This is a genomic window from Klebsiella sp. ZJOU C1, from assembly GCF_035620215.1.
Classification (GTDB): Bacteria; Pseudomonadota; Gammaproteobacteria; order Enterobacterales; family Enterobacteriaceae; genus Klebsiella; species Klebsiella variicola.
In genome coordinates this window covers 4,769,014-4,788,522 of sequence record NZ_CP141644.1, presented here as the reverse complement: position 1 = coordinate 4,788,522, position 19,509 = coordinate 4,769,014, and the positions used below count along the sequence as shown (strand labels likewise).

The following is a 19,509-nucleotide window of genomic DNA, read 5'->3' as shown; positions in this document are numbered from 1 at the left end:
CCCCCTCTCCCTGTGGGAGAGGGGGAAGGGCACTTATTACGCTTCTTCAACCGAGACGCGCAGGGCCGCCAGCGCCTTACGCGCCGCTTTCAGCACCTGCTCACACTGCTCCAGGGTGAGGGTCAGCGGCGGTTCAACGCGGATCGTCTTGGCGTTGTTTAACGTCCCGGCGACCAGCACCCGCTGTCTGAACATCTCGCTGGCAAAGTCGTAGCCAATCTCGTTATCGACAAACTCGATGGCCATCAGCATGCCTTTCCCGCGCACTTCATTCACCAGGTCCGGATACTCCTGCGCCAGCAGGCGGAACCCGTCCAGCAGCATATCGCCTTTCTGCGCCGCCTGCGCCGGCAGGTTTTGCGTCAACAGCACGTTGATCGTCGCCAGCGCCGCCGCACAGGCCAACGGGTTGCCGCCGAAGGTGGTGGTGTGCAGGAACGGGTTGTCGAACAGCACCGAGAAGACCTCTTCCGTCGCCACCGTCGCGCCGATCGGCATCACACCGCCGCCGAGCGCTTTCGCCAGACACAGAATATCGGGCTGAACGTTCTCATGCTCGCAGGCGAACATCTTGCCGGTGCGGCCCATGCCGGTCTGCACTTCGTCGAGGATCAGCAGGGCGCCAAACTCATCGCACAGCTTACGCACCGCCGGCAAATACCCCTGCGGCGGGAGGATCACGCCCCCTTCGCCCTGAATCGGCTCGAGGATCACCGCCGCGACGTCGTCGCCGGTTTTCTTGCACTCGCTCAGCATGGTGCGCATGGCGTTGATATCGCCGAACGGCACGTGGCGGAAGCCCGGCAGCAGCGGCATAAAGGGTTTGCGGAAGGTCGACTTGGCGGTGGCCGACAGCGCACCCAGCGATTTACCGTGGAAGGCGCCGCTGGTGGCGATGAAGGTAAATTTACCGCGCGGCGACTGATAGGCTTTCGCCAGCTTGATAGCCGCCTCTACCGATTCGGTACCGCTGTTGCAGAAGAAACTGTACTTTAGTTTGCCGGGCGTTAAGGCTGCCAGGGTTTTCGCCAGCATCGCGCGTAGCGGATCCAGCAGTTCCTGACTGTGAAGCGGTTGTTTCGCGAGTTGATTCTCGACGGCGGATACCACAACTGGATTACGGTGCCCTACATTGAAGATGCCAAACCCACCAAGGCAGTCGATAAATTCCTGTCCCTGGGTGTCGACAAGCGTATTTAACCCTCCCGCTTGCCACTCTACGGCTCCGTAATCCCCGCCGGCTGTGACCGATTTTCGATACTCTAAAAACCCCGGATTCACATGCTCTTTAAAGTATTCCCTGACCTCCTGGTTAAGTGCTTTCATTTCCTCATGATCAAGCGTGCGCTTTTCAATGAGATTCAGTGCGTGTGCGCTGCAGGCCAGAGCCGATGCGCTGGAAGGTAACCTGTTCAAAATGTGCTCCTGGGGCGGACGTATCACACGATACTGGATTAAGTATTGCAGGGATTACGCCAGTTCGGCAGAAGCGGTGAAAATCGGGATAAATGCAAAGTAAAAGACGAAATGTGTAAAATTTAATCTCATTGCGCCACTATTGGCACGTTTTATTCCTGAGCTGACGAGATTTTCTGCCTGGCGGCGATGAACGGGGCGATCCGTCGTGGTGCGAGCTGCCCCAGGGCGGGGCAGCCGGTGGTAACAAAAGAGGCTTAGTCGAGCTGAGAGATCTCCATCGCCGCCCGGTCGATAATGCCGATGATCTGCTTGAGCTGGGCGGCACTGCTGGCCTGCTGGTTCACTTTCAGGTCGAGGACCGCTTTGAAGTTTTCCAGCGCGCGCTTCATCTGCGGATCCCGGCGCAGCTCGCAGCCGACCATCCGCGCCTGCAGACGCTCCTGGATATGGGCCAGGTGCTCCTGGTTCTCGGCGTGCAGCTGTTTTCCTTCCTCGCTGATAACGATTTTTTTACGTCCGTTGTCATCTTCCACGCTGATAAGGCCCTGGTCCTGGAGCAGATCCAGCGTCGGGTAGATCACCCCCGGGCTGGGGCTGTAGTTCCCCTGGGTAAGCGTTTCGATCTCTTTGATCAGCTCATAGCCATGGCTGGCGTTGCGGCTGAGGATATCCAGAATGATCAGCCGCAGTTCACCGTGGCCAAAGAAACGCTGGCGACGTCCGCCGCCGCGGCGGCCATGGTCGCCGTGTTCGCTGGGATCACCGTGGCGCCCGCGTGGCCCACGCCCCTCTTCATGATGATGTCGCATGGTTACCTCCTGCTGTTTTTGATATATCTAATTTATATCTAAAAAATGAATGTTCGCAATGCTGGTTGCTATTTATTTTTTAATATATTGATATATATGTAATTATTTTCTGGCTGTGGATTTTGATGCGGTTTGTTTTGACTATATGAAAAAAAGACTTGCATTCTTTTTAGTTGGCAATCATTATCATTTGCATCAAGTTTAGATATATCTATTTACCGTTCACGAAGGCAATCGATGATGACAAAAACCAAAGCAGACAAGTACCCGCAGCGTGTCCGCAATGAGCTGCGTTTCCGTGAGCTGACGGTGCTGCGCGTGGAGCGCGCAGGCGCGGCGTTCCAGCGTATCGTGCTGGGAGGCGAGGCGCTGGAAGGCTTCGCTTCTCACGGCTTTGACGATCATACCAAGCTTTTTTTCCCCGAGCCGGGCGCGGCATTTACCCCGCCGCAGGTGACCGAGGAGGGGATTGACTGGGGCGAGGGCGTGCGGCCTGCCACCCGTGACTATACGCCGCTGTACGATGCCGAACGTCATGAGCTGACTTACGATTTCTATATCCACGATGGCGGTATTGCCAGCCGCTGGGCGCTGGAAGCGAAAGTGGGCGATAAGCTGGTGATCGGCGGCCCGCGCGGCTCGCTGGTGGTACCGGAAGATTATGCCTGGCAACTCTACGTCTGCGATGAGTCCGGCATGCCGGCGCTGCGCCGTCGTCTGCTGGGATTACGCCAGCTGGCGGTGACGCCGCAGGTGACGGCCATCGTTACTATCGCCGATGCGTCGTATAAAGATTATCTGGCGGATCTCGACGGCTTTAACATCGAGTGGGTGGTGGGCCACAACCCGGCCTTCGTCGCCGAGCGTCTGGCCCAGGTGAAGGTGCCGGCGGAGGATTATTTCATCTGGCTGACCGGCGAAGGCGCGGTGGTGAAATCGCTGCTGGCGCGCTTTGAAGACGAGAGTATCGATCAGCAGCTGGTGCGTTCCCAGGCGTACTGGCACAGCAAGTAAAAAGCCATCGTGGTAAAACCCGGATAGCGGCTTGCGCCTTATCCGGGCTACGGTTGGCGCCGTTTTTTGTCGGGTGGCGGCTTACGCCTTACCCGACCTTCTCTTCGGCGGTGTGACGTCGCCCCAGTAAAACCCGGATAGCGGCTTGCGTACGGTTGGCGCCGATTTGTAGCCCCGGTAAGCGCAGCGCCACCGGGGAAGGCTTATCGTTCCGCCAGGGCCTTAAACACCATCGCTACCGCATGGGCGCCGGGGTCCATGTTGCCGAGCAGGCTATCGCTGTTGAGATAGGACGCTCGTCCGGCGCCAGCTTTGCCCGACTGGCAGGTGCGATCCGCCCCGGCCTGCGCCGCGGCAAAAGCGGCCTGCAGGTTCTCCGGTTCGGCCAGCAGCGCCGCCAGCGCCGGCTGCAGAGCGTCGATCATCGTCCGGTCTCCCTCATCGGCGCCGCCGTAAAACTTCATCTGTTCCAGACCGGCGTTCAGCGCCTCGGCCACGCTGGCGCCTTGTCCCAGCTTCTGCCCGGCAGCGGTGAAGAAGATAGACATCAATACCCCGCTGGAGCCGCCCATCACCACCGTCAGACGTTCGCCGATCAGCGCGAAGAGCGTTGGCAGATCGTTTAGCGGCAGCTGCTGGCGCTGCAGCAGGTCGGCAATCTCGCGCGCCCCGGCGGCGAAGGTGGAGCCGGTATCGCCGTCGCCCACTTTGGCGTCCAGCGCGTTGAGATGGGCTTCAAGGTCGGAGAGGGTGCTGGTCACCTGCGCGACGTAATCGCCCACCAGTGGATTGCCCGATGGTATAAAGTCGACGCGCGCGCTGGCGAGAGTGGACGGCATGATGTTAACTGCCCGCGGCTGCACCGGCGTCTGCCAGCCGGCGGTTTCCACGTCCGACAGCAGCGCTTTTTCAATACCCTCCTCCAGCACGATGGCGCTCAGCGAGAAGCCTTTCATATCCAGCGCCGTCACCAGCGAGGCCGGGCCTATCAGCCAGTCAATGCGCGCCTGCAGCGGGGTGTTGGCCAGCTCGCGGGTGAGGATCGCCATCTCAGCCACCGACACGCCGCCGAGGTTATTAAGCATCACCGCCAGGCGGCCGGTTTCCGGCAGGGCGGCAGTCAGTTTTTCCACCATCAGGTTGACGATTTCCGCACTGTTTTGCGTGGCGATCGTCGAGGCGCCCGGCTCACCGTGGATGCCCATTCCCAGCTCGGCGTGACCGGCCTGATGGCGCGGCGCGCTGTCGGCTTCCTGCGGCAGGTGGCAGCTGGCCAGCGCCACCCCGATGCTGGCGGTATGGCTGGCGGCGTATTGCGCTTCACGCAGGACGGTGGCGAGGTTGAAGCCGCGCTCGGCGAAATAGCCCGCCACTTTATGCACCAGAATGGTCCCGGCGATGCCGCGCGGCTGCTTGTTATCCGGCAGCGAAATGTCGTCGCCGACGATCAGCATCTCCACGTTGTAGCCGAGACGGCGCGCTTTCTCCGCCGCCAGGCCGAAGTTAAGCCGATCGCCGGTGTAGTTTTTGACGATCAGCAGGCAGCCCGCCTCGCCGGTCACCGCCTGAATGGCGGTAAGCACCGCGTCGACGCTCGGCGAGGCGAACAGATCGCCGCAGACCGCGGCGGTCAGCATGCCTTTACCAATAAAGCCGACGTGCGCCGGTTCATGGCCGGCGCCGCCGCCGGAGATCACCGCCACGTTGTTTTTATTCAGATCGCGACGGACCACCACCCGGATCGCCGGGTCGCTCTCCAGACGGGCGAGGTTATTCCACGGGCTGGCGATAATGGTACCCTCAATCACATCGTTGACGAGGCTGGCGCGCTGGTTAAAAAAGAATTGAGACATAGTGGTTCCTGAAGAGTAAGCGAAAACTCCCCCTCCGGAGGCAGGCCCCCGGAGCGGTAACGGTCAACGTGAATTTTAGTCACGGATAAGGCGCTGGTTACGCATATCGAGCACGATAGTCTCGCCGGGCTGCACGCTGTTCAGTGCCTCGCCCTGCTGGCTCAGCCAGGCGATCCCCGCCGCGCGGGCGATAATCGCGCCGTGAGCCTGTTCGCTGCCATCGCGCAGGCACAGGCCTTTAACGAAGCTGGCATCCAGTTGTAAGACGGTTGAGGGATAAATGTTGTCGGCAATAATAATTGTTGGCTCGCCGGGCGTCGGCAGCGTCTCCTGAATACCCTGCAGATGGCGCAGGGTGCGCTGCAGAATATCTTCGATATCGATATAGCGCGCCTGCAGGTAGGGGTCATCCAGCTGGCGATACTGCTGGCTGAGCTCCATTAGCACCTGATGCCACGCCCATTCCGCCGAGCATTGTTCGGTGAGCAGACGATCGTTGGCGGCATCAAACAGATCGTCATCGTCGAGCAGGGTGTGGTGCCCGGCGAAGATCGCCGCGATATCGGCGTTAAATTTATTTTCCGCCAGCTCGGTCAGGGCGATAAGATCCGCCAGCGTCTGGTCGATGGCCTGGCGCAGGCGCTGCTGCTCGCGGGCAGCATCGGCGGCAGCCGGGCGGAGCGGCTGGATCAGGGCCAGCGGATAGCGCAGGGCTGCGCCTTCGACGCGCTCGGGCGTTGCCGGAGCCGCTGCCGGTTGCCCCGCAGGCGATTCACCGAAGTTATCGGCGGCCAGCGTCTGAAACGCCGCCAGCGCCGCGTCGGCATCCGGACCGCGGGCCAGCAGGCGCAGCTTATCGTTGCGGCGGACCTGCAATAGCGCGATTTGGTTGAGGCTGTCCGGTTTGACGCACTTCCCGTTTTTCTCCAGCAGCAGATCGGCGTTAAAACCCGCCAGCGCGGCGACCAGCTTCGACGCTGGACGCACGTGCAGGCCGTTGTGGTTGTTAATAATAACTGAAACCGATTTTGTGTCGCCATCGTCGGCAAGCGTCGGCGCCGGCGCGGCGTCAGAAGTTGGCGAAGGTAAACCCAGCTGAACCCGCTTGGCCTCCAGGGCGCTCATGGCGTCGGCGATCACCTTGTCGATCCCGGCGCCGGAGGCAGCGCTGACGGTGGCCGCCAGCGTCCCCTCCACCAGCGGCGCGGCGCACAGCCGCACCTTCGCGGCAATCGCCGGATCGAGCAGATCGAGGGCGGTTTCGGCGCTGAGCAACGCGCTGCCGATATCCATCATCACCAGCACGTGATCGGTATCGGCGACGGATTCGATCGCCTCCATGACTTTAAGCGGATCGGTGCCGATCGGGCTGTCGGGATCGTCGATCCCGGCGGCGATCGCCAGTTTGCAGCCATCGTTGATTAACATCTGCCGGGCCAGTTCTCCGACACCTTCGCCCAGCCGGGCGCTATGAGAAACAATAACCAGGTTTACCATCGCGATTTCCTTACTCTTTGGCGGCGGCGGCCAGCATCTGAACCATAAATAGCACCGAGGTTGCGCCGGGATCCTGATGTCCGATGCTGCGCTCGCCGAGATAGCTGGCGCGGCCTTTACGCGCCTGCATGGTGATGGTGGCGTGGGCCGCACGCTCGGCCACTTCGCAGGCGGCATCCAGCGCGGCGGCGATCGACAGGTGCTGCTCGCTGGACTGGCGCAGGGAGTCCGCCACCGGCAGCCAGACGTCGCACATGGTTTTATCCCCTGGCTCCGCTTTGCCGCGGTTGACCACCCCGTCCGCGCCTTCGCGGATCATCAGGTACAGTTCGTCGAGGGTCAGGCTCTGGTGGGCCTGAGTGACCTGCGCGGCGCGAATGAAGAAGGTGCCGAACAGCGGGCCGCTGGCGCCGCCGACGTTGGAGAGCAGCGTCATGCCGGTGTTTTTCAGGATAAAGCCGATGTCTTTATCGGCGATCGACGGCAGCTTTTCGACCACTTTACTAAAGCCGCGGTGCATATTGAGACCGTGGTCGGCGTCGCCGATCTCTTTATCGAGGCCGGTGAGAAAATCGCTCTCTTTGGTGAAAATGTCGCCGCAGCGGTATAGCCAGTCGACGATTTGCGTTCTGTTCAGTGACATGTCGTGCTCCTTAGTTTCCCCAGTTCAGCGCCGGGGTATGAACCGGGGCGTCCCATAGCGTCAGCGTCTCGTCATCCACTTTCAGCAGGGTGATGGAGAAGCCCGACATATCCAGCGAGGTGCAGTAGCTGCCGATGAGGTTGCGTTCGATGATGATGCCAGACGCTTCGCAGCGCTGGGCGAGACGGTGATACACGCCGTACAGTTCGGACAGCGGGGTGGCGCCGAGGTTATTGACCAGCGCGATGACCCGGTCGCCGTTTTGCAGCGCGGTTTTGCTCTGCTTCACTTCCTGCCACGCGCCCTTGACGGTATCCCACTGGCGCAGCGTGCGGCTGTAGGCGCCATTCTCCAGCAGGGTATCGAACATCTCATCGACGGTTTGGTCGAGCGAGCTGAAGCGGCGGCGGTCGATACCCGGCTCGCCATGGATGCCGACGCCGAACTCCATCTCGTCATCTTTCAGCGTAAAGGAGGGCTGCCCGGCGGCCGGTACGGTGCAGGCGCCGAGAGCGATACCAATCGAGTGGCCGAGATTGTTCAGGCGGCGGCCCAGTTCAGCGCAGGCTTCCAGCGAGTCGCCGCGCTCGGCGGCGGCGCCGACCAGTTTTTCGATCAACACGGTATTGGCGACGCCGCGGCGACCAGCGGTATAGAGACTGTCTTTCACCGCCACGTCGTCGTCGACCACTACGGTGGTGACTTTAATGCCGCTTTCATGCAGCAGCTCGGTGGCGGTTTCGAAGTTCAGGATGTCGCCGGTGTAGTTTTTGATAATCAGCAGAACGCCTTCGCCGCCGTCAATTTGCATCGCGCATTCGAACATTTTGTCCGGCGTCGGCGAGGTGAAGATTTCCCCCGGGCAGGCGCCAGAGAGCATGCCCTGGCCGATATAGCCGCAGTGCATCGGCTCATGTCCGCTGCCGCCGCCGGAGAGCAAGGCCACCTTGCCGGCCACCGGCGCGTCGGTGCGGGTCACATATAGCGGGTCCTGATGCAGGGTCAGCTGCGGATGGGCTTTAGCCAGCCCCTGTAATTGTTCATTCAGTACATCTTCAACACGGTTAATCAGCTTTTTCATTATTCAGTGCTCCGTTGGAGAAGGTTCGATGCGGCCTCTCTGCTGGCGGAGGCGGTCATCGCGTAGGGGTATCGTCTGACGGTGGAGCGTGCCTGGCGATATGATGATTCTGGCTGAGCGGACGAAAAAAAGAATGCCCCGACGATCGGGTTTCATTACGAAACATTGCTTCCTGATTTTGTTTCTTTATGGAACGTTTTTGCCGAGGATACGGTGAAAATGCGAGCTGGCGCGCTTTTTTTCTTCTGTCATAAGCGGCGGTCAGGATGGCTGGCGAAGCGGGTGGGAAAAAATTTTTGCTGATTTTCTGCCGGCTGCGGGAGAAAAAAAGGCCGAAAAGGGGGGATGGTAAGGGTATTATGCGGCAGATGAGCGGATCGGGATCGCAATCCTGACAGAGAACAGGGTTTTTTGTTCCAATATGGAACGTAAAAAATTAACCTGTGTTTCATATCAGAACAAAAAGGCGAAAGATTTTTTTGTTCCCTGCCGGCCCTACAGTGATCGCACTGCTCCGGTACCGTTCCGTTCAGGCCGCGTTTTCCGGCCGGCGCGGATAACGCCAGGGCTCTTCATGTCTACATGCGCACTTATTTGAGGGTGAAAGGAATGCTAAAAGTTATTCAATCTCCAGCCAAATATCTTCAGGGTCCTGATGCTGCTGTCCTGTTCGGTCAATATGCCAAAAACCTGGCGGAGAGCTTCTTCGTCATCGCCGACGATTTCGTGATGAAGCTGGCGGGAGAGAAAGTGGTGAATGGCCTGCAGAGTCACGATATTCGCTGCCATGCGGAACGGTTTAACGGTGAATGCAGCCATGCGGAAATTAACCGTCTGATGGCGATTTTGCAAAAACAGGGCTGCCGCGGCGTGGTTGGCATCGGCGGCGGTAAAACCCTCGATACCGCGAAGGCGATCGGTTACTACCAGAAGCTGCCGGTGGTGGTGATCCCGACCATCGCCTCGACCGATGCGCCAACCAGCGCGCTGTCGGTGATCTACACCGAAGCGGGCGAGTTTGAAGAGTATCTGATCTATCCGAAAAACCCGGATATGGTGGTGATGGACACGGCGATTATCGCCAAAGCGCCGGTACGCCTGCTGGTCTCCGGCATGGGCGATGCGCTCTCCACCTGGTTCGAGGCCAAGGCCTGCTACGATGCGCGCGCCACCAGCATGGCCGGGGGGCAGTCCACCGAGGCGGCGCTGAGCCTGGCCCGCCTGTGCTATGATACGCTGCTGGCGGAGGGCGAAAAGGCCCGTCTGGCGGCACAGGCCGGGGTAGTGACCGAAGCGCTGGAGCGCATCATCGAGGCGAACACCTACCTCAGCGGCATTGGCTTTGAAAGCAGCGGCCTGGCCGCCGCCCACGCGATCCACAACGGCTTCACCATTCTGGAAGAGTGCCACCATCTGTATCACGGTGAGAAAGTGGCCTTCGGTACCCTGGCGCAGCTGGTGCTGCAGAACAGCCCGATGGATGAGATTGAAACGGTGCTGGGCTTCTGCCAGCGCGTCGGCCTGCCGGTGACCCTCGCGCAGATGGGCGTCAAAGAGGGGATCGACGCGAAAATCGCCGCGGTGGCGAAAGCCACCTGCGCGGAAGGGGAGACCATCCACAATATGCCGTTCGCGGTGACCCCGGAGAGTGTGCACGCCGCTATCCTCACCGCCGATCTGTTAGGCCAGCAGTGGCTGGCGCGTTAATTCGCGGTGGCTAAACCGCTGGCGCCGGTCGGCGGTTTTTCTTTCTCCCCTCTGGCAGTGGCTGCCGGAGGGGTTCTCTATGGTAAAACGCGGAAAACAGTATGACTGTTCAGACTCAGGATACCGGGAAGGCGGTCTCTGCCGTCATCGCCCAGTCATGGCATCGCTGCAGCAAGTTTATGCAGCGTGAAACCTGGCAAAAGCCGCACCAGGCCCAGGGCCTGACCTTCGACTCCATCTGTCGGCGTAAAACCGCGCTGCTGACCATCGGTCAGGCGGCGCTGGAGGACGCCTGGGAGTTTATGGACGGTCGCCCCTGCGCGCTGTTTATTCTTGATGAGACCGCCTGCATCCTGAGCCGCTGCGGCGAACCGCAAACGCTGGCCCAGCTGGCTGACCTGGGATTTCGCGACGGCAGCTACTGCGCGGAGAGCATTATCGGCACCTGCGCGCTGTCGCTGGCCGCGATGCAGGGGCAGCCGATCAACACCGCCGGCGATCGGCATTTTAAGCAGGCCCTGCAGCCATGGAGCTTTTGTTCGACGCCGGTGTTTGATAATCACGGGCGGCTATTCGGCTCCATCTCCCTCGGTTGCCTGGTGGAGAATCAATCCAGCGCCGACCTTTCCCTGACGCTGGCCATCGCCCGCGAGGTGGGCAATTCCCTGCTCACCGACAGCCTGCTGGCGGAATCCAACCGCCACCTCAATCAGATGTACGGCCTGCTGGAGAGCATGGACGATGGGGTGATGGCGTGGAACGAGCAGGGCGTCCTGCAGTTTCTCAATGTTCAGGCGGCGAGACTGCTGCATCTTGATGCCCAGGCCAGCCAGGGGAAAAATATCGCCGATCTGGTGACCCTCCCGGCGCTGCTGCGCCGCGCCATCAAACACGCCCGCGGCCTGAATCACGTCGAAGTCACCTTTGAAAGCCAGCATCAGTTTGTCGACGCGGTGATCACCTTAAAACCGATTGTCGAGGCGCAAGGCAACAGCTTTATCCTGCTCCTGCACCCGGTGGAGCAGATGCGGCAGCTGATGACCAGCCAGCTCGGTAAAGTCAGCCACACCTTTGAGCAGATGTCTGCTGACGATCCGGAAACCCGGCGCCTGATCCACTTTGGCCGCCAGGCGGCGCGCGGCGGCTTCCCGGTGCTGCTGTGCGGCGAAGAGGGGGTCGGGAAAGAGCTGCTGAGCCAGGCCATCCACAATGAAAGCGAGCGGGCGGGCGGCCCCTACATCGCCGTCAACTGCCAGCTGTATGCCGACAGCGTGTTGGGCCAGGACTTTATGGGCAGCGCCCCCACTGATGATGAAAATGGTCGCCTGAGCCGGCTTGAGCTGGCCAACGGCGGCACCCTGTTTCTGGAAAAGATTGAGTATCTGGCGCCGGAGCTGCAGTCGGCTCTGCTGCAGGTCATTAAGCAGGGAGTGCTCACCCGCCTTGACGCCCGGCGCCTGATCCCGGTGGATGTGAAGGTGATCGCCACCACCACCGTCGATCTGGCCAACCTGGTGGAGCAGAACCGCTTTAGCCGCCAGCTGTACTATGCGCTGCACTCGTTCGAGATCGTCATCCCGCCGCTGCGCGCCCGACGCAACAGTATTCCGTCGCTGGTGCATAACCGGTTGAAGAGCCTGGAGAAGCGTTTCTCTTCGCGACTGAAAGTGGACGATGACGCGCTGGCGCAGCTGGTGGCCTACTCGTGGCCGGGGAATGATTTTGAGCTCAACAGTGTCATTGAGAATATCGCCATCAGCAGCGACAACGGCCACATTCGCCTGAGTAATCTGCCGGAATATCTCTTTTCCGAGCGGCCGGGCGGGGATAGCGCGTCATCGCTGCTGCCGGCCAGCCTGACCTTTAGCGCCATCGAAAAGGAAGCTATTATTCACGCCGCCCGAGTGACCAGCGGGCGGGTGCAGGAGATGTCGCAGCTGCTCAATATCGGCCGCACCACCCTGTGGCGCAAAATGAAGCAGTACGATATTGACGCCAGCCAGTTCAAGCGCAAGCATCAGGCCTAGTCTCCTCGATACGCGCCATGGAGAACAGGGTATCCGACAGGCGATTGCTGTAGCGTTTGAGCGCGTCGCGGAGCGGATGCACGCGGTCCATGGCCGTCAGCAGGCGTTCGAGCCGACGGGACTGGGTGCGCGCCACGTGCAGCTGGGCAGAGGCGAGATTCTTCCCCGGGATCACGAACTGTTTTAACGGGCCGCTCTCGGCCATATTGCGGTCGATAAGCCGCTCCAGGGCGGTGATCTCCTCTTCGCCGATCGTCTGGCTCAGGCGGGTCAGGCCCCGCGCATCGCTGGCCAGTTCAGCCCCCAGCACAAACAGCGTCTGCTGAATATGGTGCAGGCTTTCCCGCAGCCCGGCGTCGCGGGTCGTGGCGTAGCAGACGCCCAGCTGGGATATCAGTTCATCGACGGTGCCGTAGGCCTCGACGCGAATATGGTCTTTCTCGATGCGGCTGCCGCCGTACAGGGCGGTGGTGCCTTTATCCCCGGTGCGGGTATAGATACGGTACATTCAGTTTCTCTCACTTAACGGCAGGACTTTAACCAGCTGCCCGGCGTTGGCGCCGAGCGTACGCAGATGATCGTCGCTATCGGTGACGTGTCCGGTAGCCAGCGGCGCGTCCGCCGGCAGCTGGGCATGAGTGAGGGCTATCTCGCCGGACGCGCTGAGCCCGATACCCACCCGCAGGGGCGAGCTTCTGGCCGCCAGGGCGCCCAGCGCAGCGGCGTCACCGCCTCCGTCATAGGTTATGGTCTGGCAGGGGACCCCCTGCTCCTCCAGCCCCCAGCACAGCTCATTGATGGCGCCGGCATGGTGCCCGCGCGGATCGTAAAACAGGCGTACGCCTGGCGGTGAAAGCGACATGACGGCCCCCTCGTTAACACTCAGAATGCCTGGCGGAAAATCGCGGCAATCTCCTGCTCGTTGCCTTTACGCGGGTTCGAGAACGCATTGCCGTCTTTCAGAGCCATCTCCGCCATGTAGGGGAAGTCGGCCTCTTTTACTCCCAGATCGCGCAGATGCTGCGGAATACCGATATCCATCGACAAACGCGTGATAGCGGCGATGGCTTTTTCCGCCGCGTCGAGGGTGGACAGTCCGGTGATATTTTCGCCCATCAGTTCAGCGATATCGGCGAATTTCTCCGGATTGGCGATCAGGTTGTAGCGGGCCACATGCGGCAGCAGAACAGCGTTGGCCACGCCGTGCGGCATGTCGTACAGGCCGCCCAGCTGGTGCGCCATGGCGTGCACGTAGCCGAGGTTGGCGTTATTGAAAGCCATCCCGGCCAGCAGAGAGGCATAGGCCATGTTTTCCCGCGCCTGCAGATTGCTGCCGAGGGCCACGGCCTGGCGCAGGTTGCGGGCGATGAGGCGGATCGCCTGCATGGCGGCGGCGTCCGTCACCGGGTTAGCGTCTTTGGAGATATAGGCCTCTACGGCGTGGGTCAGGGCATCCATCCCGGTCGCCGCGGTCAGGGCGGCAGGTTTACCGATCATTAGCAGCGGATCGTTGATGGAGACCGATGGCAGGTTGCGCCAGCTGACGATCACAAACTTCACTTTGGTTTGGGTGTTGGTCAGGACGCAGTGGCGGGTGACCTCGCTGGCGGTGCCGGCAGTGGTGTTGACCGCGACGATAGGCGGCAGCGGGTTGGTCAGGGTCTCGATTCCCGCATACTGGTACAGATCGCCCTCATGGGTGGCGGCGATGCCGATGCCTTTACCGCAGTCGTGCGGGCTGCCGCCGCCCACGGTGACGATGATGTCGCACTGTTCGTGGCGAAACACGGCGAGGCCGTCACGCACGTTGGTGTCTTTCGGGTTCGGCTCGACGCCGTCAAAGATCGCCACCTCGATCCCGGCCTCCCGCAGATAATGCAGGGTTTTGTCCACCGCGCCATCTTTAATTGCCCGCAGGCCTTTGTCGGTGACCAGCAGGGCTTTTTTCCCCCCCAGCAACTGGCAGCGTTCGCCGACTACGGAAATGGCGTTGGGGCCAAAAAAGTTAACGTTTGGCACCAGATAATCAAACATACGATAGCTCATAATATACCTTCTCGCTTCATGTTATAATGCGGAAAAACAATCCAGGGCGCACTGGGCTAATAATTTATCCTGCTCGACCGTACCTCCGCTAACGCCGACGGCGCCAATTACCTGCTCATTAAAAATAACTGGCAGGCCGCCGCCAAAAATAATAATTCGCTGTTGGTTGGTTAGCTGAAGACCATACAAAGATTGTCCTGGCTGGACCGCTGACGTAATTTCATGGGTACCTTGCTTCAGGCTGCAGGCGCTCCAGGCTTTATTCAGGGAAATATCGCAGCTGGAGACGAAGGCTTCGTCCATCCGCTGGATAAGCAGCGTGTTGCCTCCGCGGTCAACCACGGAAAACACCACCGCCACCTTGATCTCAGTGGCTTTTTTTTCCACCGCCGCCGCCATTTGCTGGGCGGCGGCCAGGGTGATTGTCTGAACTTGTTGGCTCTTGTTCATCATTCTCTCCCGCACCAGGATAACGCTGGCGCGAATAGTCAGTAGGGGGTGATAGTAAAAAACTATTACCATTCGGTTGGCTTGCTTTATTTTTGTCAGCGTTATTTTGTCGCCCGCCATGATTTAGTCAATAGGGTTAAAATAGCGTCGGCAAAACGTAATTAAGGGCGTTTTTTATTAATTGATTTACATCATTGCGGGCGATCACATTTTTTATTTTTGCCGCCGGAGTAAAGTTTCATAGTGAAACTGTCGGTAGATTTCGTGTGCCAAATTGAAACGAAATTAAATTTATTTTTTTCACCACTGGCTCATTTAAAGTTCCGCTATTGCCGGTAATGGCCGGGCGGCAACGACGCTGGCCCGGCGTATTCGCTACCGTCTGCGGATTTCACCTTTTGAGCCGATGAACAATGAAAAGATCAAAACGATTTGCAGTACTGGCCCAGCGCCCCGTCAATCAGGACGGGCTGATTGGCGAGTGGCCTGAAGAGGGGCTGATCGCCATGGACAGCCCCTTTGACCCTGTCTCTTCAGTAAAAGTGGACAACGGTCTGATCGTCGAACTGGACGGCAAACGCCGGGACCAGTTTGACATGATCGACCGGTTTATCGCCGATTACGCGATCAACGTTGAGCGCACAGAGCAGGCAATGCGCCTGGAGGCGGTGGAAATAGCCCGCATGCTGGTGGATATTCACGTCAGCCGGGAGGAGATCATTGCCATCACTACCGCCATCACTCCGGCCAAAGCGGTCGAGGTGATGGCGCAGATGAACGTGGTGGAGATGATGATGGCGCTGCAGAAGATGCGTGCCCGCCGGACCCCCTCCAACCAGTGCCACGTCACCAATCTCAAAGATAATCCGGTGCAGATTGCCGCTGACGCCGCCGAGGCCGGGATCCGCGGCTTCTCAGAACAGGAGACCACGGTCGGTATCGCGCGCTACGCGCCGTTTAACGCCCTGGCGCTGTTGGTCGGTTCGCAGTGCGGCCGCCCCGGCGTGTTGACGCAGTGCTCGGTGGAAGAGGCCACCGAGCTGGAGCTGGGCATGCGTGGCTTAACCAGCTACGCCGAGACGGTGTCGGTCTACGGCACCGAGGCGGTATTTACCGACGGCGATGATACGCCGTGGTCAAAGGCGTTCCTCGCCTCGGCCTACGCCTCCCGCGGGTTGAAAATGCGCTACACCTCCGGCACCGGATCCGAAGCGCTGATGGGCTATTCGGAGAGCAAGTCGATGCTCTACCTCGAATCGCGCTGCATCTTCATTACCAAAGGCGCCGGGGTCCAGGGACTGCAAAACGGCGCGGTGAGCTGTATCGGCATGACCGGTGCTGTGCCGTCGGGCATTCGGGCGGTGCTGGCGGAAAACCTGATTGCCTCTATGCTCGACCTCGAAGTGGCGTCCGCCAACGACCAGACTTTCTCCCACTCGGATATTCGCCGCACCGCGCGCACCCTAATGCAGATGTTGCCGGGCACCGACTTTATTTTCTCCGGCTACAGCGCGGTGCCGAACTACGACAACATGTTCGCCGGCTCGAACTTCGATGCGGAAGATTTTGATGATTACAACATCCTGCAGCGTGACCTGATGGTTGACGGCGGCCTGCGTCCGGTGACCGAGGCGGAAACCATTGCCATTCGCCTGAAAGCGGCGCGGGCGATCCAGGCGGTTTTCCGCGAGCTGGGGCTGCCGCCGATCGCCGACGAGGAGGTGGAGGCCGCCACCTACGCGCACGGCAGCAACGAGATGCCGCCGCGTAACGTGGTGGAGGATCTGAGCGCGGTGGAAGAGATGATGAAGCGCAACATCACCGGCCTCGATATTGTCGGCGCGCTGAGCCGCAGCGGCTTTGAGGATATCGCCAGCAATATTCTCAATATGCTGCGCCAGCGGGTCACCGGCGATTACCTGCAGACCTCGGCCATTCTCGATCGGCAATTCGAGGTGGTGAGCGCGGTCAACGACATCAATGACTATCAGGGGCCGGGCACCGGCTATCGCATCTCTGCCGAACGCTGGGCGGAGATCAAAAATATTCCGGGCGTGGTTCAGCCTGACACCATTGAATAAGGCGGTATTCCTGTGCAACAGACAACCCAAATTCAGCCCTCTTTTACCCTGAAAACCCGCGAGGGCGGGGTGGCTTCTGCCGATGAACGTGCCGATGAAGTGGTGATCGGCGTCGGCCCTGCCTTCGATAAACACCAGCATCACACGCTGATCGATATGCCCCATGGCGCGATCCTCAAAGAGCTGATTGCCGGGGTGGAAGAAGAGGGGCTTCACGCCCGGGTGGTGCGCATTCTGCGCACGTCCGACGTCTCCTTTATGGCCTGGGATGCGGCCAACCTGAGCGGCTCGGGGATCGGCATCGGTATCCAGTCGAAGGGGACCACGGTCATCCATCAGCGCGATCTGCTGCCGCTCAGCAACCTGGAGCTGTTCTCCCAGGCGCCGCTGCTGACGCTGGAGACCTACCGGCAGATTGGCAAAAACGCCGCGCGCTATGCGCGCAAAGAGTCACCTTCGCCGGTGCCGGTGGTGAACGATCAGATGGTGCGGCCGAAATTTATGGCCAAAGCCGCGCTATTTCATATCAAAGAGACCAAACATGTGGTGCAGGACGCCGAGCCCGTCACCCTGCACGTCGACTTAGTAAGGGAGTGACCATGAGCGAGAAAACCATGCGCGTGCAGGATTATCCGTTAGCCACCCGCTGCCCGGAGCATATCCTGACGCCTACCGGCAAACCATTGACCGATATTACCCTCGAGAAGGTGCTCTCTGGCGAGGTGGGCCCGCAGGATGTGCGGATCTCCCGCCAGACCCTTGAGTACCAGGCGCAGATTGCCGAGCAGATGCAGCGCCATGCGGTGGCGCGCAATTTTCGCCGCGCGGCGGAGCTTATCGCCATTCCTGACGAGCGCATTCTGGCTATCTATAACGCGCTGCGCCCGTTCCGCTCCTCGCAGGCGGAGCTGCTGGCGATCGCCGACGAGCTGGAGCACACCTGGCATGCGACAGTGAATGCCGCCTTTGTCCGGGAGTCGGCGGAAGTGTATCAGCAGCGGCATAAGCTGCGTAAAGGAAGCTAAGCGGAGGTCAGCATGCCGTTAATAGCCGGGATTGATATCGGCAACGCCACCACTGAGGTGGCGCTGGCGTCCGACGACCCGCAGGCGAGGGCGTTTGTTGCCAGCGGGATCGTCGCGACGACGGGCATGAAAGGGACGCGGGACAATATCGCCGGGACCCTCGCCGCGCTGGAGCAGGCCCTGGCGAAAACACCGTGGTCGATGAGCGATGTCTCTCGCATCTATCTTAACGAAGCCGCGCCGGTGATTGGCGATGTGGCGATGGAAACCATCACCGAGACCATTATCACCGAATCGACCATGATCGGTCATAACCCGCAGACTCCGGGCGGGGTGGGCGTTGGCGTGGGGACGACTATCGCCCTCGGGCGGCTGGCGACGCTGCAGGCGGCGCAGTATGCCGAGGGGTGGATCGTACTGATTGACGACGCCGTCGATTTCCTTGACGCCGTGTGGTGGCTCAATGAGGCGCTCGACCGGGGGATCAACGTGGTGGCGGCGATCCTCAAAAAGGACGACGGCGTGCTGGTGAACAACCGCCTGCGTAAAACCCTGCCGGTGGTGGATGAAGTGACGCTGCTGGAGCAGGTCCCCGAGGGGGTGATGGCGGCGGTGGAAGTGGCCGCGCCGGGCCAGGTGGTGCGGATCCTGTCAAATCCCTACGGGATCGCCACCTTCTTCGGGCTAAGCCCGGAAGAGACCCAGGCCATCGTCCCCATCGCCCGCGCCCTGATTGGCAACCGTTCAGCGGTGGTGCTCAAGACCCCGCAGGGGGACGTACAGTCGCGGGTGATCCCGGCGGGCAACCTCTACATTAGCGGCGAAAAGCGCCGCGGAGAGGCCGATGTCGCCGAGGGCGCGGAAGCCATCATGCAGGCGATGAGCGCCTGCGCTCCGGTACGCGATATCCGCGGCGAACCGGGCACCCACGCCGGCGGCATGCTTGAGCGGGTGCGCAAGGTAATGGCGTCCCTGACCGGCCATGAGATGAGCGCGATATATATCCAGGATCTGCTGGCAGTGGATACGTTTATTCCGCGCAAGGTGCAGGGCGGGATGGCCGGCGAGTGCGCCATGGAGAATGCCGTCGGGATGGCGGCGATGGTGAAAGCGGATCGCCTGCAAATGCAGGTTATCGCCCGCGAACTGAGCGCCCGACTGCAGACCGAGGTGGTGGTGGGCGGCGTGGAGGCCAACATGGCCATCGCCGGGGCGTTAACCACTCCCGGCTGTGCGGCGCCGCTGGCGATCCTCGACCTCGGTGCCGGCTCGACGGATGCGGCGATCGTCAACGCGGAGGGGCAGATAACGGCGGTCCATCTCGCCGGGGCGGGGAATATGGTCAGCCTGTTGATTAAAACCGAGTTAGGCCTCGAGGATCTTTCGCTGGCGGAAGCGATTAAAAAATACCCGCTGGCCAAAGTGGAAAGCCTGTTCAGTATTCGTCATGAGAATGGCGCGGTGGAGTTCTTTCGGGAAGCCCTCAGCCCGGCGGTGTTCGCCAAAGTGGTGTACATCAGGGAGGGCGAACTGGTGCCGATCGATAACGCCAGCCCGCTGGAAAAAATTCGTCTCGTGCGCCGGCAGGCGAAAGAGAAAGTGTTTGTCACCAACTGCCTGCGCGCGCTGCGCCAGGTCTCACCCGGCGGTTCCATTCGCGATATCGCCTTTGTGGTGCTGGTGGGCGGCTCATCGCTGGACTTTGAGATCCCGCAGCTTATCACGGAAGCCTTGTCGCACTATGGCGTGGTCGCCGGGCAGGGCAATATTCGGGGAACAGAAGGGCCGCGCAATGCGGTCGCCACCGGGCTGGTACTGGCCGGTCAGGCGAATTAAACGGGCGCTCGCGCCAGCCTC

17 protein-coding genes and 1 pseudogene are annotated in these 19,509 nt (G+C 60.5%); 7 read left to right on the top strand and 11 right to left on the bottom strand.

Annotated features, from left to right (window positions below):
* Window positions 1-36: 36 nt before the first annotated feature.
* Both ygjG and SPE70_RS22930 read right to left on the bottom strand, forming a co-directional pair.
* Window positions 37-1,416: a putrescine aminotransferase gene (gene ygjG, locus SPE70_RS22935; protein WP_012540512.1), complete on the bottom strand. Its 1,380-nt coding sequence runs from the start codon at window positions 1,414-1,416 to the stop codon at window positions 37-39.
* A 257-nt stretch (window positions 1,417-1,673) separates the two neighbouring features.
* Window positions 1,674-2,228 (bottom strand): PadR family transcriptional regulator, encoded by a 555-nt coding sequence (locus SPE70_RS22930; protein WP_008806562.1) that lies wholly within the window; start codon window positions 2,226-2,228, stop codon window positions 1,674-1,676.
* Window positions 2,229-2,465: 237 nt separating this feature from the next.
* On the opposite strand from SPE70_RS22930, the gene SPE70_RS22925 reads away from it, so the two are divergent.
* Window positions 2,466-3,242 carry a siderophore-interacting protein gene (locus SPE70_RS22925; RefSeq protein WP_165453582.1) on the top strand — a complete coding sequence of 259 codons (777 nt, stop codon included), beginning with the start codon at window positions 2,466-2,468 and terminating at the stop codon, window positions 3,240-3,242.
* Between the two features lie 203 nt (window positions 3,243-3,445).
* On the opposite strand, the gene SPE70_RS22920 is transcribed toward SPE70_RS22925, so the two are convergent.
* The 5 genes and pseudogenes from SPE70_RS22920 to SPE70_RS22900 form a co-directional block, all read right to left on the bottom strand.
* Entirely contained in the window at window positions 3,446-5,095 is a 1,650-nt protein-coding gene (locus tag SPE70_RS22920; protein ID WP_086512104.1) for a glycerone kinase, read from the bottom strand.
* Between the two features lie 75 nt (window positions 5,096-5,170).
* On the bottom strand, window positions 5,171-6,592 hold the full coding sequence (gene dhaM / locus SPE70_RS22915) for a dihydroxyacetone kinase phosphoryl donor subunit DhaM (protein WP_064169993.1): 1,422 nt from the start codon (window positions 6,590-6,592) through the stop codon (window positions 5,171-5,173).
* 10 nt (window positions 6,593-6,602) lie between these two features.
* A complete protein-coding gene (dhaL, locus tag SPE70_RS22910) occupies window positions 6,603-7,235 on the bottom strand; it encodes a dihydroxyacetone kinase subunit DhaL (protein ID WP_008806558.1) in 633 nt (210 codons plus the stop codon).
* 10 nt (window positions 7,236-7,245) lie between these two features.
* Entirely contained in the window at window positions 7,246-8,316 is a 1,071-nt protein-coding gene (gene dhaK, locus SPE70_RS22905) for a dihydroxyacetone kinase subunit DhaK (RefSeq protein ID WP_012540516.1), read from the bottom strand.
* A 155-nt stretch (window positions 8,317-8,471) separates the two neighbouring features.
* Window positions 8,472-8,674 (bottom strand): annotated as a pseudogene (locus SPE70_RS22900) (hypothetical protein).
* Window positions 8,675-8,925: 251 nt separating this feature from the next.
* Here SPE70_RS22900 and SPE70_RS22895 point away from each other — a divergent pair.
* Together SPE70_RS22895 and dhaR are read left to right on the top strand one after the other, a co-directional pair.
* Window positions 8,926-10,023, top strand: a complete 1,098-nt coding sequence (locus SPE70_RS22895) for a glycerol dehydrogenase (protein WP_008806556.1) — start codon at window positions 8,926-8,928, stop codon at window positions 10,021-10,023.
* Window positions 10,024-10,124: 101 nt separating this feature from the next.
* Window positions 10,125-12,050: a dihydroxyacetone kinase operon transcriptional regulator DhaR gene (dhaR, locus tag SPE70_RS22890; protein WP_022065618.1), complete on the top strand. Its 1,926-nt coding sequence runs from the start codon at window positions 10,125-10,127 to the stop codon at window positions 12,048-12,050.
* On the opposite strand, the gene SPE70_RS22885 is transcribed toward dhaR, so the two are convergent.
* Genes SPE70_RS22885 through SPE70_RS22870 form a run of 4 tightly spaced genes read right to left on the bottom strand, consistent with a single transcriptional unit; the run spans window position 12,028 to window position 14,546 of the window.
* Window positions 12,028-12,558 (bottom strand): cob(I)yrinic acid a,c-diamide adenosyltransferase, encoded by a 531-nt coding sequence (locus SPE70_RS22885; RefSeq protein WP_022065619.1) that lies wholly within the window; start codon window positions 12,556-12,558, stop codon window positions 12,028-12,030. The two genes, dhaR and SPE70_RS22885, sit on opposite strands and share 23 nt — an antisense overlap.
* Window positions 12,559-12,912, bottom strand: a complete 354-nt coding sequence (locus tag SPE70_RS22880) for a glycerol dehydratase reactivase beta/small subunit family protein (RefSeq protein WP_002917678.1) — start codon at window positions 12,910-12,912, stop codon at window positions 12,559-12,561.
* 20 nt (window positions 12,913-12,932) lie between these two features.
* Entirely contained in the window at window positions 12,933-14,096 is a 1,164-nt protein-coding gene (gene dhaT, locus SPE70_RS22875) for a 1,3-propanediol dehydrogenase (RefSeq protein ID WP_022065620.1), read from the bottom strand.
* Window positions 14,097-14,117: 21 nt separating this feature from the next.
* Window positions 14,118-14,546 (bottom strand): GlcG/HbpS family heme-binding protein, encoded by a 429-nt coding sequence (locus SPE70_RS22870; protein WP_022065621.1) that lies wholly within the window; start codon window positions 14,544-14,546, stop codon window positions 14,118-14,120.
* 413 nt (window positions 14,547-14,959) lie between these two features.
* Between SPE70_RS22870 and SPE70_RS22865 the strand changes: the two genes are divergently transcribed.
* From SPE70_RS22865 to SPE70_RS22850, 4 genes are read left to right on the top strand one after another with little or no spacing between them, the layout of a single operon-like run.
* Complete coding sequence (locus SPE70_RS22865) at window positions 14,960-16,627, top strand: propanediol/glycerol family dehydratase large subunit (RefSeq protein WP_064169994.1); 1,668 nt, start codon at window positions 14,960-14,962, stop codon at window positions 16,625-16,627.
* A gap of 12 nt (window positions 16,628-16,639) precedes the next feature.
* Window positions 16,640-17,224: a propanediol/glycerol family dehydratase medium subunit gene (locus SPE70_RS22860; RefSeq protein WP_002917672.1), complete on the top strand. Its 585-nt coding sequence runs from the start codon at window positions 16,640-16,642 to the stop codon at window positions 17,222-17,224.
* Between the two features lie 2 nt (window positions 17,225-17,226).
* Complete coding sequence (locus tag SPE70_RS22855) at window positions 17,227-17,652, top strand: glycerol dehydratase small subunit DhaB3 (RefSeq protein ID WP_002917670.1); 426 nt, start codon at window positions 17,227-17,229, stop codon at window positions 17,650-17,652.
* Window positions 17,653-17,664: 12 nt separating this feature from the next.
* On the top strand, window positions 17,665-19,488 hold the full coding sequence (locus tag SPE70_RS22850) for a diol dehydratase reactivase subunit alpha (RefSeq protein ID WP_022065623.1): 1,824 nt from the start codon (window positions 17,665-17,667) through the stop codon (window positions 19,486-19,488).
* The last annotated feature ends 21 nt before the right edge of the window (window positions 19,489-19,509 follow it).

What these genes read in the sequence shown, in the direction of transcription:
- dhaK (WP_012540516.1), bottom strand. Translation starts at nt 8,316, where the DNA reads ATGAAAAAGCTGATTAACCGTGTTGAAGATGTACTGAATGAACAATTA.
- SPE70_RS22885 (WP_022065619.1), bottom strand. Translation starts at nt 12,558, where the DNA reads ATGTACCGTATCTATACCCGCACCGGGGATAAAGGCACCACCGCCCTG.
- SPE70_RS22925 (WP_165453582.1), top strand. Translation starts at nt 2,466, where the DNA reads ATGATGACAAAAACCAAAGCAGACAAGTACCCGCAGCGTGTCCGCAAT.
- SPE70_RS22880 (WP_002917678.1), bottom strand. Translation starts at nt 12,912, where the DNA reads ATGTCGCTTTCACCGCCAGGCGTACGCCTGTTTTACGATCCGCGCGGG.
- SPE70_RS22865 (WP_064169994.1), top strand. Translation starts at nt 14,960, where the DNA reads ATGAAAAGATCAAAACGATTTGCAGTACTGGCCCAGCGCCCCGTCAAT.
- SPE70_RS22855 (WP_002917670.1), top strand. Translation starts at nt 17,227, where the DNA reads ATGAGCGAGAAAACCATGCGCGTGCAGGATTATCCGTTAGCCACCCGC.
- SPE70_RS22930 (WP_008806562.1), bottom strand. Translation starts at nt 2,228, where the DNA reads ATGCGACATCATCATGAAGAGGGGCGTGGGCCACGCGGGCGCCACGGT.
- dhaR (WP_022065618.1), top strand. Translation starts at nt 10,125, where the DNA reads ATGACTGTTCAGACTCAGGATACCGGGAAGGCGGTCTCTGCCGTCATC.
- SPE70_RS22870 (WP_022065621.1), bottom strand. Translation starts at nt 14,546, where the DNA reads ATGAACAAGAGCCAACAAGTTCAGACAATCACCCTGGCCGCCGCCCAG.
- dhaL (WP_008806558.1), bottom strand. Translation starts at nt 7,235, where the DNA reads ATGTCACTGAACAGAACGCAAATCGTCGACTGGCTATACCGCTGCGGC.
- SPE70_RS22920 (WP_086512104.1), bottom strand. Translation starts at nt 5,095, where the DNA reads ATGTCTCAATTCTTTTTTAACCAGCGCGCCAGCCTCGTCAACGATGTG.
- SPE70_RS22895 (WP_008806556.1), top strand. Translation starts at nt 8,926, where the DNA reads ATGCTAAAAGTTATTCAATCTCCAGCCAAATATCTTCAGGGTCCTGAT.
- dhaT (WP_022065620.1), bottom strand. Translation starts at nt 14,096, where the DNA reads ATGAGCTATCGTATGTTTGATTATCTGGTGCCAAACGTTAACTTTTTT.
- dhaM (WP_064169993.1), bottom strand. Translation starts at nt 6,592, where the DNA reads ATGGTAAACCTGGTTATTGTTTCTCATAGCGCCCGGCTGGGCGAAGGT.
- SPE70_RS22850 (WP_022065623.1), top strand. Translation starts at nt 17,665, where the DNA reads ATGCCGTTAATAGCCGGGATTGATATCGGCAACGCCACCACTGAGGTG.